11 protein-coding genes are annotated in these 13,816 nt (G+C 64.0%); 8 read left to right on the top strand and 3 right to left on the bottom strand.

Going from position 1 to position 13,816, the window contains the following annotated elements:
- Positions 1-230: 230 nt before the first annotated feature.
- Positions 231-551, top strand: a complete 321-nt coding sequence (locus M2342_RS09950; protein ID WP_264580032.1) for a PilZ domain-containing protein — start codon at positions 231-233, stop codon at positions 549-551.
- 473 nt (positions 552-1,024) lie between these two features.
- Here the strand turns inward: M2342_RS09950 and M2342_RS09945 are convergent, their stop codons facing one another.
- The gene (locus M2342_RS09945; protein ID WP_264578957.1) at positions 1,025-2,815 is read right to left on the bottom strand and encodes an ABC transporter transmembrane domain-containing protein; all 1,791 of its coding nucleotides are present in this window, start codon (positions 2,813-2,815) and stop codon (positions 1,025-1,027) included.
- Positions 2,816-2,993: 178 nt separating this feature from the next.
- Between M2342_RS09945 and M2342_RS09940 the strand changes: the two genes are divergently transcribed.
- The 3 genes from M2342_RS09940 (at position 2,994) to M2342_RS09930 (ending at position 5,726) form a co-directional block, all read left to right on the top strand.
- A complete protein-coding gene (locus M2342_RS09940) occupies positions 2,994-4,229 on the top strand; it encodes a polyhydroxyalkanoate depolymerase (protein ID WP_264578956.1) in 1,236 nt (411 codons plus the stop codon).
- A gap of 29 nt (positions 4,230-4,258) precedes the next feature.
- On the top strand, positions 4,259-5,275 hold the full coding sequence (dgcA, locus tag M2342_RS09935) for an N-acetyl-D-Glu racemase DgcA (RefSeq protein WP_264578955.1): 1,017 nt from the start codon (positions 4,259-4,261) through the stop codon (positions 5,273-5,275).
- A gap of 76 nt (positions 5,276-5,351) precedes the next feature.
- Positions 5,352-5,726 (top strand): hypothetical protein, encoded by a 375-nt coding sequence (locus M2342_RS09930; RefSeq protein ID WP_181559754.1) that lies wholly within the window; start codon positions 5,352-5,354, stop codon positions 5,724-5,726.
- Here M2342_RS09930 and M2342_RS09925 read toward each other — a convergent pair.
- Positions 5,708-6,892 (bottom strand): mechanosensitive ion channel family protein, encoded by a 1,185-nt coding sequence (locus M2342_RS09925; RefSeq protein WP_264578954.1) that lies wholly within the window; start codon positions 6,890-6,892, stop codon positions 5,708-5,710. The genes M2342_RS09930 and M2342_RS09925 overlap by 19 nt on opposite strands.
- The gene (gene ubiG, locus M2342_RS09920; RefSeq protein WP_264578953.1) at positions 6,892-7,662 is read right to left on the bottom strand and encodes a bifunctional 2-polyprenyl-6-hydroxyphenol methylase/3-demethylubiquinol 3-O-methyltransferase UbiG; all 771 of its coding nucleotides are present in this window, start codon (positions 7,660-7,662) and stop codon (positions 6,892-6,894) included. The genes M2342_RS09925 and ubiG overlap by 1 nt, the downstream gene beginning before the upstream one ends.
- Before the next feature lie 106 nt (positions 7,663-7,768).
- Here ubiG and M2342_RS09915 point away from each other — a divergent pair, with 106 nt between their 5' ends.
- The 4 genes from M2342_RS09915 to M2342_RS09900 all read left to right on the top strand — a co-directional run bounded on the left by M2342_RS09915 (position 7,769) and on the right by M2342_RS09900 (position 13,769).
- The gene (locus M2342_RS09915) at positions 7,769-9,028 is read left to right on the top strand and encodes an aspartate kinase (RefSeq protein WP_264570375.1); all 1,260 of its coding nucleotides are present in this window, start codon (positions 7,769-7,771) and stop codon (positions 9,026-9,028) included.
- Between the two features lie 119 nt (positions 9,029-9,147).
- Positions 9,148-10,158: an NAD(P)H-dependent flavin oxidoreductase gene (locus M2342_RS09910; RefSeq protein ID WP_264578952.1), complete on the top strand. Its 1,011-nt coding sequence runs from the start codon at positions 9,148-9,150 to the stop codon at positions 10,156-10,158.
- A gap of 345 nt (positions 10,159-10,503) precedes the next feature.
- Positions 10,504-12,804 carry a phosphoenolpyruvate--protein phosphotransferase gene (ptsP, locus tag M2342_RS09905; protein ID WP_181559749.1) on the top strand — a complete coding sequence of 767 codons (2,301 nt, stop codon included), beginning with the start codon at positions 10,504-10,506 and terminating at the stop codon, positions 12,802-12,804.
- Positions 12,805-12,911: 107 nt separating this feature from the next.
- Positions 12,912-13,769, top strand: coding sequence for a helix-turn-helix domain-containing protein (locus tag M2342_RS09900; RefSeq protein WP_264578951.1), 858 nt, complete (start codon positions 12,912-12,914; stop codon positions 13,767-13,769).
- The last annotated feature ends 47 nt before the right edge of the window (positions 13,770-13,816 follow it).

The raw sequence follows: 13,816 nt of genomic DNA, 5'->3' as shown, positions 1-13,816 counted from the left end.
CAGTTGATGGTTCTAGACCTTCCAACGGCGCTGGCAATGCCATTAGCCCTCGGGTCGGGCACTCAGGCAGCGCTGCTGATTTCAAGCGATCAGGATAGAGAAGTGGCCGCCGGTCGAGGTACTCCTAGGTCTTAGAGTCCTCATCTTCTGGGCCGGAAGGACCTCGTATGATTAGGACGATGGTAAGCTTCCCTGTCGTATCGTGCGATGTTCCAGGCAGGCAGGTCGATATGGGCGCAGTTCCAGACAGAATGAATGAGCCGCCCGCTCGTTCGTTAGCGCGACAGTCGGTGTTGATTGGCGTCCGCGTGCGCCGCAAGGGCGAGAGTTGGTTCAAGAGCCGGATTTCGGACATGTCGCTCACCGGTTTTCGCTTGATGAGCTACGTCAAGCTTCAGGTCGGTATGGAAGTGTGGGTGATGTTCGCCGGTTTTGAAGGGCGCAAGGCGTTCGTCACCTGGGTGTGCGACCATGAAGCGGGGTGCGAGTTCGAGACACCGATGCATCCGGCGATTTTCGATCACATCGTTCGCGGCGCTGAGGCGGACTGACGACATCGGGCCAAGCAAGCGCGCGGGCTCGGCAAATGAGCCGCTTCGCCGGAAGAAGGGCAAGAGCGCGCACTGAGGCTTGCTCGGCCTGATCGTGGGACACTCGGTCAGTTCCGTGCAACTTATGCAGACGACCCATTGCCGGTTTGCTGCAGACAACAGGCAGCACCGAAAGGGACCTCGCTTCCGACATCGACGGGGCGTGGTAAGGACTTGGTTGATGCTTCGATGCCATTCTGCATGCGTTCTTCAGGGCTTGGATGTGCTCGGGCTGCGCGTGGGCGCGCTGCTGCTCTCGGTGCTGCCAGTTGAGACCCTGAACCCTACGCAACCTACTTATGTTTGAGCGTCGCTCACTTGGCCACGCGGCTGCCGGTCAAACATGCACGCCCTTCGCGAGCCTAAGCAGCTAAGAGCCGGCGCCGCATCAGCAACAGCTGATCACCGCGCCCACCTCCGTCAACCTCCGGAGATCAGGCCGGTTCGTCGAACTGCAGCGATGCGAGCCGGGCATAAAGGCCACCGCGGGCAATCAGGTCCGCGTGGGTGCCGATGTCCGCGATCCGGCCCTGATCGAGGACGACGATGCGGTCGGCGGCGCGGACGGTCGCCAGGCGATGGGCGATGACGATGGTCGTGCGATCCTTCATCAGCCGGGCGAGGGCATCCTGCACCAGGCTCTCGGATTCCGCGTCCAGCGCCGATGTTGCTTCATCGAGCAGCAGCAGCGGCGCGTCCTTGAGGAGCGCGCGGGCGATCGCAACGCGTTGGCGCTGGCCGCCGGAGAGGCGGGCGCCGCTCTCGCCGAGTTCGGTGTCCAAGCCCTGCGGCAGCGCCTTGAGAAAGCCGTCGGCATTGGCTGCGCGCGCGGCCTCCATCAACTGCTCGTCGGTGGCATCCCAGCGTCCGTAACGCAGATTGTCGCGCGCACTGGCCGCAAAGATCACGGTTTCCTGCGGTACCAGCGCGATCATGCTGCGCAGGCTCAGCAGGTCTGCCTGCCGCAGGTCGACGCCGTTGAGGAGCACCCGCCCGTGCGACGGATCGTAAAACCGCTCGGCAAGCTGAAGGAGCGTGGATTTGCCCGCGCCAGATGGCCCGACGATGGCCACGGTCTCGCCCGGTGCGACATCCAGGGAGAAATCCATGAGGGCCGGCAAATCCGGCCGCGTCGGATAGCGGAAGGCCACATTCTCGAAGGTCAGTCGCGCCTGGCCGGGCTGCGGGATGGCAACCGGCCTGGCCGGTTGACGGATTTCGGAGACAGCGCTGGTCAGTTCGCTCAGCCGGGTGGCGGCGCCGGCCCCGCGCAGCAGATCGCCATAGACCTCGGTTAGCGCACCGAATGCGCCCGCAACAAGGCCGCCCGTCATCACAAAGGCGGCGATGCTGCCGCCAGACATGCGGCCCGCCGCCACGTCAAGCGCGCCCTGCCACATGATGAGCGTGATGGAGCCGAAGATCACCAGGATGATCGTTGCGGTCATAGCCGCCCGCAAAGTGATCCGTTGGCGGGCCGTGCGGAAGCTGTCCTCGACCGCGCGCCGGAACCGTTCGGCCTCGCGCTCTTCCTGACCGAAGGCCTGGACGATCTTCATGGCGCTCAGCACTTCGTTGGTGATGCTGCCGACCGCAGCCAGCCGATCCTGACTGTTGCGCGAGAGCGCGCGCAGGCGCCGACCGACCAGAATGATCGGCCCGAGCACGATGGGAATGCCGAACAGCAGCATCGCCGTAAGGCGCGGCGCGAGCATGAACAGATAGACGATGCCGCCAAAACCGGTGAGCAGATTGCGCATCGCCACCGAGACCGTCGAGCCGACGACCTGCTCGATGATCGCCGTATCCGCCGTCATGCGAGAGGCGATCTCGGAGGGGCGGTTATGCTCGAAGAAAGCCGGCTCCTGCCGCAGCAGATTGGCCTGCGCGGCGATCCGCAGATCGGCCACCACGCGCTCGCCCAGCCATGCGACGAAGTAGAAGCGCATGGCGGTCGCAAAGGCCAGGATGACCACGATCAGCAGCAGATACTGGAACCAGCGGCTGATGTCCCCATCCAGACCAGAGGCGAAACCGCGATCGATGACCAGCTTGAAACCACTGGGGATGGCAAGCGTTGCTGCAGAGGCGAGAACCAGTGCGAAGCCGGCGCCGGCTATGCGGCCGGGGTAGCGGAGCGCGGCGCGCCAGATCAGTCGAAGATTGCCAAGATCGCCCGCTTTGCGCCGATCGTCATTGTCTAGGGTGGACGCCGAGGTAGCCATGGCCGCGCCCTAGACCAACTTTGCAACCAAGGGGAGGGCTTTTGCACCTGCGCTGTGCCTTCTGGTGTGGCAAAGGAGACGCGTCGGCACTATTTAATGCGTCTAAGCCCGGCATCGGCGCTGGCGTCAGGGCGTTGGATGTGCTGGTTTAGACAGATGGCCCCGAGTAAGGAAACACATGCTCTATAGTGCCTATGAAATTCAGCGCAGCTTTCTGGCAAGCGCCAGTGCCATGGCGACCGCGAGCGTAGAACTGCTCCAAAATCCCGCAAATCCCTTTGCTTATTTCGGTGGCGGTCCGATGCTCGCCTCCGCGCTGGATGTGTTCGCGCATGCCGCGGCGCCGCGCGGCAAGCCCGCCTTCGACCTGCCGACTACCGAGGTGGACGGGCAGACCGTAGCGGTGCACGAAGTCATCGAGGCGCGCCAGGTCTTCGGCCAGCTGCGTCATTTCGTGCGGGAAGGGCAGGAGGGGCGGCACCCCAAGCTGCTGATCGTCGCGCCGATGTCCGGCCATTTCGCGACGCTCCTGCGCGGCACAGTGGCCCGGATGCTGCCGGGGCATGACGTCTACATCACCGACTGGCGCGATGCCCGCGATGTGCCGCTCTCCGACGGGACGTTCGATCTGGATGATTATGTCGATTATCTCGTCGGGTGGCTCGAGCATATCGGACCGGGCGCACATATGCTGGCGGTCTGCCAGCCGTCGGTGCCCTGTCTGGCGGCCGCGAGCCTCATGTCCGCGTCCAAACATCCGTGCCGTCCGCGCACATTGACGATGATGGGCGGCCCGATCGATACTCGCGAGGGGCCGACCGCCGTTAATCAGCTGGCGCAGGAGCGACCGCTGAGCTGGTTCAGCCAGAATGTCGTGACCTCGGTTCCGTTCAATTATCCCGGCGCCGGTCGGAAGGTCTATCCCGGCTTCATGCAGTTGGCCGGCTTCATGACCATGAACCTTGGCAACCACCTGATGAGCCACTGGCAGATGTTCCGCCACCTCGTTCAAGGAGATGACGAGAGCGCGGACGCGACCAAGAAGTTCTACGAGGAATATCGCTCGGTCTGCGACATGACCGCCGAATTCTACCTGCAGACCGTCAATGAGGTCTTCAAGAAGCACAGCCTGCCCAAGGGCGAGTTCATGCATCGCGGCGTCCGCATCGACACCGCGGCGATCACGGATGTCGCGCTGCTCGCCGTCGAAGGGGAGAATGACGATATTTCTGGCATCGGCCAGACCAGGGCGGCACTCAAGATTTCCCCGAACCTGCCGGACGAGATGAAGCAATATTATCTCGCCGAAACGGTCGGCCATTACGGCATCTTCAATGGCTCGAAATGGCGGAATCGCATTGCGCCAGTGGTCGAGGCATGGATTGCCCGCCACGATGATCTGCCGCGCGGCTGATCGCCCGTTCTCATGAGGTCGGATTCGCAGTGATCGACATTGGCCTGCAGCAAGTCGCGGTCGAGCGCTTCGCCGTGCGCGACGCTTTCACCATCAGCCGTGGCGCCAAGACATTTGTGGATGTGGTCATGTGCGTGGTCACGGATGGCACGTTCACCGGGCGGGGCGAGGGCACACCGATCTATTATCATGGCGAGACGGCCGAAGGGTGTGCGGCTGCGATCGAGGCGCTGGTGCAGGCGCAGGGCGGCCTGCCGGACCGCGAGGCGTTGCGCACCCTGATGCCACCGGGCGCCGCACGCAATGCGCTCGATTGCGCACTGTGGGATCTGGAGGCAGCACGGACCGGCAAGTCGGTTTGGGTGCTGGCCGGACTGAAGGCGCCCCAGCCTGTGCGGACGGCCTATACGATCAGCCTCGATACGCCGGAGAAGATGGCGCAGGCGGCCGCAGACGCACGGGAGCGGGGGTTCACGCTGCTGAAATGCAAGCTCACCGGCGACGGCGATCAGGCCCGCATTGAAGCGGTGCGCCAAGGTGCCCCGGATGTCGACCTGATCGTGGACGCCAATGAGAGCTGGGCCGATCTGGACTTGCAGGCGCAAGCTTGTGCGCTGGCCGATCTGGGCGTCACATTGATCGAGCAGCCCTTGCCGGCGCAGGCTGACGCCGCGCTGGCCGGGCTGGCTCTGCCGGTGCCGATCTGCGCGGACGAGAGCTGCCAGTCGCTGGCTGATCTGGCGCGGCTTGGGGCCTATCAGGCAATCAACATCAAGCTCGACAAGGCCGGTGGACTGACCGAGGCGCTCGCCATGGCCCATGCGGCAAGGGCCGCGGGGAAGCGGATCATGGTCGGCTGCATGCTCGCAAGCTCGCTCGGCATTGCGCCTGCCTTTCTGCTTGCACAGTTCGCCGATTGGGTGGACCTCGACGGCGCCTTGCTGCTAGCTCATGATCGCGAGGGCGCCATGAAAGTCGCCAACGGATATGTTTCGCCCGGAACTTTATGGGGCGAGGCGATTATAACGGATGCTCAACGAAGTTGAACGACAATAGGGTTTTGAAGCGGTCGTAAAGGCCGATGGCCGGCAATTGCCGGGTCGCGATTGGAGGAGGCTGTACGTGCGCCTAGCACGAATTCTCGCATTATTGGTGGTACTCGCGACTGTCGGCGTGTCGGCCTATTTCCTCTATCGCATGCCCTTCGCCTGGCTGCAGATCGTCCCTGCGGCGATTGGCGTCGGCCTGTGCCTCTGGTTCTGGCGTACGGCCCCCAAGCGCAAGAAAGCCCGCAAGCGCGCCGCGCTCGCGACGGTTCTCTTCGTGCCGCTGCTGATGGCCAGCGCGGTGCTGAGCCTCATGGTGTCGCCGGAATCAGTCTGGCCGGTGTTCACCGCGCTGGCGCTGCTCGCGATGATGGTTGCCGTGCTTGCGCTCATGCGGATCGAGCGCAAACAGAACCATGTCTGGGCCGGCTATTATTCCGACGTAGCCTGATCGGCGCTGCCGACGCTGCGCGGGGCCAGAGCGCCCGGCAGTTCGTGGAGAACAGGGTAGGGCATGATCATCTTGCCGGACGGATCGGCGGTAAATGTGGTCTGCGTGGGATAGGCAAATTCCAGCCCGAGATCGTTGAAGCGGCCGAGAATATCGAGGCCGATCGCGTGGCGGATCATATAGATTTTATCCCAATCGGCCGAGTGCACGTCGAACTCCAGCTCAAAATCCAGTGAGCTGGCCCCGAACCCAATGAAGCCCGAGCGCACGAAGTCGCCGCCATGCGCGTTGACGATCTCTCGCAACAAATCGGGAATTTTCGCTGCTTCAGCCGGCGCGGTCTGGTAGATCACGCCGATGGCGAACTTGATCCGGCGCCGGTCGAGGCCGGTGTAGCTCGTGATCTCCTTGTTCAGCAATTGCGCGTTGGAGACGATCATGCGTTCGCCTGTCACCACGCGCAGGCGCGTGGATTTGAGGCCGATGCGCTCCACAACGCCCGTCTGCGTACCGAAATTGATCGCATCGCCGACCTTGAAGGGCTTGTCGAAGATGATCGAGAGGGACGCGAACAGGTCCGAAAAAATCCCCTGCGCCGCCAGACCAATGGCAATGCCGCCGATCCCGAGACCGGCGACCAGACCCGTGACGTTGACGCCGAGATTGTCCAGCACGACGATGGCCGCAACGGCGAAAATCGCAATGGAGAGCAGAACCTTGATGAGGCCGCTGGCATTGGCCAGGGCTTCGCTGCCGCCCAGCTCCGGGTCCGAGCGCATCTGGATGAAGCCGAGCGCCATGTGGCGCACCCAGACCGCGATCTGCCAGGCCGTCACCACGATGAACAGGAAGTTGATCGCATTGAACAATGCCGGCGGCACCGGGAAATAATTGACGACGAGGCGTGCCGCGATGAGCATCATGAACAGATGCCCGGTTTTCCCGACGGTGCTGGCGGCGGCGCCCATGATCGGGGCGCTGTGCGCGGCCTTGAGGAGCAGCCGCTGCACGATCCGCTTGAGTAGCCCCAGCGCAAAATAGATGGCGATGCCGATGGCCACGGCGATCGCCACCTCGATCCAGTTCTCGCCAAGCCATGTCATGGCATGTTCGAGGCTGCGGAGGGGATTGGCGTGGGATGAAGTTGTCGTCGGGGCAGCAGTCATCAGGCTGGCGTGCTCGCAGATTGGGGGATGTCGTGCGATGAGAACGCCGCAGAGAGGATGTAGTTCACGGACAGATTGTCGCTGAGCACGAAGCCATATCGCGGATCGGCCATCAGGCCCTTGGTCGTCATGACGTGCAGGCCACGGTCGGACAGCAGCGCCTCCATCTCCTCCGGGGTGATGAAGCGGGCTGCGTCATGCGTGCCCCTGGCGATGCGGCCGAAGCCCTCTGCCAGCGTCACCACCATCAGTCTGGAGAGCGGCGTCCGGTTTGGGGTCGAGATAATCAGCAGCCCATCCGGCTTGAGCAGCCGCGCGATGGCGGAGAGGAACATCGCCGGATCGGTGACATGCTCGATGACTTCCAGCGCCGTGATCAGGTCGAATTGCGGGTCGGTCAGCGTCTCCACCCCGCAATTGCGATAATCGATGGGCATGCCCATTGCGGCGGCATGGTCGCGGGCGACGGCGATATTCTCTGGCGCCGCATCCACGGCCGTCACTGCGCCGCCCATGCGGGCGAGCGGCTCGGAGACGAGCCCGGCCCCGCAGCCGACATCGAGAACGCGCTTGCCGGCCAGCGGGCGCAGATCCTGAGGCGATCCACCCCAGTGCGCGTCAATGGCGGCGCGGATGAAGCCAAGGCGCACCGGCCCCAGCTTGTGGAGCATGGCGCTGGAGCCATTGGGGTCCCACCAATCGGCCGCGTGCGCGCCGAAATGCGCGGCTTCTTTGGGGTCGATGGTGCTGCTGTGCGGTTCGCTTGCCATTGCCGATCCTGCTGACTAATAGGGCGCCGGCTCGAAGGCCGGTGAATACCGATCCGTCGGCATTTCATGCCCCCTTGATAGTCCAAGAAAGGTCCGCGGCAAGTCCATGGCGCGTATTGTGATGAAATTTGGCGGCACGTCGATGGCCGGCATGGAGCGAATCCGCAACGTTGCGCTTCGGGTGAAGCATGAGGTTGGCCTGGGCAACGAGGTCGCCGTCGTCGTCTCCGCGATGGCCGGCGAGACCGATCGTCTGGTCAACTTCTGCAAGGAAGCCAGCCCGCTTTACGACCCTGCGGAATATGACGTGGTCGTCGCGGCCGGCGAGCAGGTGACGTCCGGGTTGCTGGCGATGACGCTCAAGGCGCTGGGCGTCGATGCGCGCAGCTGGCTGGGCTGGCAGTTGCCGATCCGCACGAGCGAGGCACATAGCAAGGCGCGGATCGACACGGTCGAGACCGAAGGTCTGCTGGCGGCGATGACCTCCGGGCAGGTAGCGGTCATTCCGGGCTTTCAGGGGCAGATGGAGAGCGGCCGGGTCTCGACCCTGGGTCGTGGCGGGTCCGATACCTCCGCCGTGGCGGTCGCCGCCGCGGTGCAGGCCGATCGGTGCGATATCTATACGGATGTCGATGGCGTCTACACGACCGATCCGCGCATCGTCAGCCGGGCCCGCAAGCTCGACAAGGTCACCTATGAGGAAATGCTGGAGCTGGCCAGTGTCGGCTCGAAAGTGCTGCAGACTCGGTCCGTCGCGCTGGCGATGAAGGAGAAGGTGCGCGTGCAGGTGCTCTCCTCCTTCGACGCGCCAGGGGACGATCCCGAACCCGGCACGATGATCGTCAGCGAAGCAGAAATTGAGGAAAGCGACATGGAACGGCAGCTCATCACCGGCATCGCTCATGACAAGAACGAAGCCAAGATCATCGTCACCCGCGTGCCGGACAAGCCCGGTGCGGTTGCCAGCATCTTCGGCCCGCTGGCCGACGCAAGCATCAATGTCGACATGATCATCCAGAATGACAGCAAGGATAATGCGGAGACGGACGTGACCTTCACTGTCCCCCGCACCGATCTCGCGCGCAGCGTCGACATTCTGGAGAAGCTGCAGGACGAGATCGGCTTCCGCCGCATCATCACCGACGATCAGGTCGCCAAGATCAGCGTCGTGGGTGTTGGCATGCGCAGCCATGCCGGCGTCGCGGCGACCATGTTCAAGACTCTGGCCGAGCGCGGCATCAATATCGAGGCGATCTCCACCAGCGAGATCAAGGTCTCGGTGCTGATCGACGAGGACGAGACCGAACTGGCCGTTCGCGTGCTCCACACCGCCTACGGTCTCGACGCGGAGCAGGCGCCCGCTTGATCTATTTGGAGCCGCTTCCGTTCGGGAGAGGCTCCGAGGCAGCGTGCCGGCATCCGGTCGGCCGCTGATCTCCTCTTTGCCGTCGCTTCCCGGTGGGAAGGGTCAGATTGGGTATCGTGATGACCGACCGTCTTTCTTCCCTCATGGCCCGCGGCACCGCATTTCTCGGCAGCGAGACCGCGATCATCTGTGGCGCGATGAGCTGGGTGTCCGAACGGCATCTGGTGTCCGCTGTCAGCAATGCCGGCGGCTTCGGCCTGATCGCGTGCGGCGCCATGACACCGGACCTGCTCGATACCGAGATCGCCGCGACCAAGGCGATGACGGACAAGCCCTTTGGCGTGAACCTCATCACCATGCACCCGCAGCTGTTCGATTTGATCGCAGTCTGCGCACGCCATTCGGTCACGCATATCGTGCTGGCCGGCGGCCTCCCGCCCAAGGGCAGCATCGAGGCGATCAAGGCGAGCGGCGCCAAGGTGATCTGCTTCGCGCCAGCCTTGTCCTTGGCCAAGAAGCTGCACCGGTCAGGCGTCGATGCGCTGGTCATCGAAGGCATGGAAGCGGGCGGCCATATCGGCCCGGTGGCGACCAGCGTACTGGCTCAGGAAATCCTCCCGGTGATGGCAAGCGAGCTGCCGGTCTTCGTGGCCGGCGGCATCGGCCATGGCGAGGCGATCGCTGCTTATCTCGACATGGGCGCGGCCGGCGTGCAACTCGGCACCCGCTTTGCCTGCGCCAGCGAGAGCATCGCCCACGCCAATTTCAAGAAGGCGTTCTTCCGGGCTTCGGCGCGCGATGCCATTGCCAGCGTGCAGATCGATTCGCGGCTACCGGTGATCCCCGTGCGCGCCCTGCGCAACGCCGGAACCGACGCCTTCACCGCCAAGCAGCGCGAAGTCGCGCAACTGCTCGACGACGGCAAGGTCGATATGGGTGAAGCGCAGCTGCAGATCGAGCATTATTGGGCCGGCGCCCTGCGCCGGGCGGTGATCGATGGCGACATCGAAAATGGCTCGCTGATGGCCGGCCAGTCGGTGGGCATGGTGACGAAGGAAGAGCCCGTCGCCGAGATCATCACGACCCTGGTGGCCGAGGCGCGGGCCGCGTTGACCCGCCGGGTCGGCTGATCGCGGCGCTGCTCTCGCAGACAGCCTGTCGTTCATTGGTTAACGGGTAGCGATATCACGGCGTTCCGTTTACAGCGGTGCGAACGCGCCGACTGGTGCGACCGCCGAAAAGAACAAGACGTCGGGAGAGGTGCCGTGCTGAAGGGCCGGTCAAATGACAGGTGCATAAGGGGCGCGTTGTTGCGCGTTTCAACGCCTGCTTGCGTGTCTGCCGCGTCTCCTTCTTTTCCGACTGGCTTTCTTCCTCTGCTGCTCGCCATTCCAACATCGTTTTTGCCGGGTTTCTCGCCCGGAAAGATCGAGACGAGGTTGGTTCCCGGCGGCAGTTTCTGATAGCAGGAACGCATGGATCAAACGCGGCGCCCGGAATCCCCATCGAGCAGTGCGGCCACGGCCGCGCGCAGAATTCTCTCTCGCCTCCACGAGGTGATGGCGGCGCGCACGCAAACCCAGGTGAAGCTCAACAAGGTCGTCGAGATCGTCGGTCAGGAGCTTTCCAGCGAGGTTTGCTCGATCTACCTGCTGCGCGATGGCATGCTGGAGCTGTTCGCGACGCGCGGCCTCAAGCAGGAGGCCGTTCACGTCACGCGCCTGGCGCCGGGCGAGGGCCTTGTTGGCACGATCGCCCAGAATGTCGAAACGCTCAATCTCGAGGAAGCCTCCGGCCATCCCGACTTCGCCTATCGGCCGGAAACGGGTGAGGAGCGCTTCCACAGCTTCGCCGGTGTGCCGATCGTTCGCCGTGAGAATGCGATTGGCGCGCTGTGCGTCCAGCATCTCGACCCGCGCGGTTATGAGGAAGTCGAGATCGAGGCGCTGCAGACGGTGGCGATGGTGCTCGCCGAGCTGATCAACAACGCCAATCTGGTCGATGAAAATCCCGGCGAAGATCGCCCGCTCGAGACGGGCGCGAGCATCCTCTCGGGCTTGCAACTCGTGATGGGCATGGCGCGCGGTCACGCGGTGTTCCATCAGCCGCGCGTGACCATCGAGCATACCGTCGCCGAGGATGTCGAGGTCGAGCGGCAGCGCGTGTATTCGGCATTCGCCAAGATGCGCGAGCAGATCGAGCGCATGGCGGGGCAGGCCGAGTTCGGCATGGACGGCGAGCACAAGGAGGTGCTCGAGACCTACAAGATGTTCGCCTATGATGAAGGCTGGTCGCGGCGGATCAACGAAGCGATCGACTCCGGCCTTACCGCCGAGGCGGCAATCGAGCGGGTGCAGCAACGCACCCGGATGCGGATGCGGCAGATCGACGATCCGCTGCTGCAGGACCGGATGCACGATCTGGAGGATCTCTCCAATCGCCTGCTGCGCATCGTGGCCGGGCAGCTCGGCACGGCGGCGCAACTGGGGCTGCGGCAGGACACGATCCTGATCGCCCGCAATCTCGGGCCCGCGGAACTGCTGGAATATGACCGGCGGCGGTTGAAGGGCGTCGTGCTGGAAGAAGGCTCGCTGACCGCGCACGTCACCATTGTGGCGCGGGCCATGGGGGTGCCGGTGCTGGGCCGGGTCAAGAACACCCGGGCGCTGATCAACGAGGGCGATCTGCTGCTGCTCGATGTCAACCAGAACCGCCTTTACATCCGCCCCTCCGAGCCGATGGACGAGGCGTTCGAGAGCGGCCTTGCGCTCACGCAGAAGCGGCGCGCGGCCTATGCCGGCCAGCGCGATCTGCCGGCGGAGACAAAGGATGGCCAGCGCATCGAGCTGATGGTGAATGCCGGCCTGCGCGACGATGTCGCCGCGCTGGATGTGACGGGCGCCGATGGCATCGGCCTGTTCCGCACCGAGTTCCAGTTTCTCGTCTCGGCGACCCTGCCGCAGCGCGAGCGCCAGCAGCGGCTCTACAAGGAAGTACTCGACGCAGCGGGCAGCCGCCCGGTCATTTTCCGCACGGTCGATATCGGTGGGGACAAGGCCCTGCCTTATCTGCGCAAGAGCGATTCCGACGATGAGGAAAACCCCGCCATGGGCTGGCGGGCGGTTCGCCTCGCGCTGGAGCGCGATGGCCTGATGAAGGCGCAGGCGCGGGCGTTGCTGGAGGCCGCAGCCGGGCGGACATTGCATGTCATGTTCCCGATGATCTCCGAACCATGGGAACTGACGCAAGCGATGACTCTGTTTCGCGAGCAGAAGGACTGGCTTGCCAAGCGAGGCCGCAAGCTGCCCAAAAGCGTCAAATACGGCGCAATGCTGGAAGTGCCGGCGCTCGCCGAGGCGCTCGACTTCGTGCTGCCGGACCTGGACTTTCTCTCCATCGGCACCAACGATCTCACCCAGTTCCTGTTCGCTGCCGACCGCGCCAACCCCAAACTGGCTGAGCGTTACGATTGGCTGAGCGTTGCGATCCTTCGCTTTCTCGCACGCGTCACGCGGACCTGCTCCGAACATGGGGTGCCGGTGGGGGTCTGTGGCGAAATGGGCGGACGCACGCTGGAAGCCATGGCCCTGCTCGGCCTTGGCATCCGCCGCCTTTCGATCACGCCAGCCTCGATAGGCCCGGTCAAGGCAATGGTGCGCTCGGTGGACCTCACGGCCTTGTCGCAGGTCACGGTCGATTTGCTAAAAGGCGGGGTTGCCAACCTTCGCGAGCCGCTGTCGCAATGGGCCGACGATAACGGCGTCGATCTCGGCTGAGAGCCTGTGCGGTGCTGCGCCAGCGAATTCGCGCGTTGACACCGCATAGCGACTGATGAAACAAAGGAACTGGCAAAAAGACCGAAAATAGACGGAAAAAGGCCTCAATGCGCGAAGATGCGAACGAAAAAGAGACGGTCGCGCGCAGCGGACTGAGTGCATCGGCGCAGATGCGGCAGGCGCGTGAGGCTGCGGGCATGTCACTTGATGATGTTGCGAACCGCACGCGGATCACCTTGCGCCATCTCACCGCGCTGGAAGCCGGTGACTATCAGGCCCTTCCCGGAACGACCTATTGCGCGGGCTTCTCGCGCGCTTATGCCCGCGCGGTCGGCATCGACGAACATGCCCTTGTCAGCAAGGTGCGTGAAGAAATCGCGGAAATGGGCGTCGAGCAGGACCCTTATGAGATTGAGGAGCCGGTCGATCCCAGCAGCGTTCCACCGCGCTATCTGGTGATCGCCGCCGGCGTGATCGCGCTGCTGTTTGCGGGCGGTTATGCGATCTGGCGGACGCAGTACATCACGCCGCCGACTGACGACCAGCTTGCGATCGAGCAGCGGACCGAGCCGCGTATCGCCGATCCACGCAACAAATCGGCGGCGCCCGCGCAGAGCCCGGCACAGGCACGCCCAAACGGCCCGGTGGTCCTGACCGCGGTAAACGAGGTTTGGCTGCGCATCTATCAGCCGGACGGAAAGCGTCTCTTCGAAGGGACGCTGGAGAAGGACAAGAGCTTCACCGTCCCGGCCGAGGCGCAGGACCCGATGATCCTCACCGGACGCCCGGATGCGCTGGCGGTGACCGTTGGCGGGCAGGCCATCCCGCCACTCGGGACTGCCGAGCGGACGATATCGGACGTTCCGCTGACGGCTGCGGCTTTGCTTGAACGGCGCGTTCAGCCCACAGACACCGATCCGGCGGCATCGCAGACCAGCAATGGTGATGCACCGCCGGCAGGTTGATGCTAGCAGGCACAGCCTCGCCAACGGATGGGGTAGCGCTCATTGCG

It is taken from the genome of Sphingobium sp. B8D3A (assembly GCF_025961995.1).
Lineage (GTDB): Bacteria > Pseudomonadota > Alphaproteobacteria > Sphingomonadales > Sphingomonadaceae > Sphingobium.
This window is presented reverse-complemented; position numbering and strand designations above follow the sequence as displayed.

Coding starts and splice junctions, on each gene's coding strand:
- M2342_RS09950 (WP_264580032.1), top strand. CDS start 231: ATGGGCGCAGTTCCAGACAGAATGAATGAGCCGCCCGCTCGTTCGTTA.
- M2342_RS09945 (WP_264578957.1), bottom strand. CDS start 2,815: ATGGCTACCTCGGCGTCCACCCTAGACAATGACGATCGGCGCAAAGCG.
- M2342_RS09940 (WP_264578956.1), top strand. CDS start 2,994: ATGCTCTATAGTGCCTATGAAATTCAGCGCAGCTTTCTGGCAAGCGCC.
- M2342_RS09925 (WP_264578954.1), bottom strand. CDS start 6,892: ATGACTGCTGCCCCGACGACAACTTCATCCCACGCCAATCCCCTCCGC.
- ubiG (WP_264578953.1), bottom strand. CDS start 7,662: ATGGCAAGCGAACCGCACAGCAGCACCATCGACCCCAAAGAAGCCGCG.
- M2342_RS09915 (WP_264570375.1), top strand. CDS start 7,769: ATGGCGCGTATTGTGATGAAATTTGGCGGCACGTCGATGGCCGGCATG.
- M2342_RS09910 (WP_264578952.1), top strand. CDS start 9,148: ATGACCGACCGTCTTTCTTCCCTCATGGCCCGCGGCACCGCATTTCTC.
- ptsP (WP_181559749.1), top strand. CDS start 10,504: ATGGATCAAACGCGGCGCCCGGAATCCCCATCGAGCAGTGCGGCCACG.
- M2342_RS09900 (WP_264578951.1), top strand. CDS start 12,912: ATGCGCGAAGATGCGAACGAAAAAGAGACGGTCGCGCGCAGCGGACTG.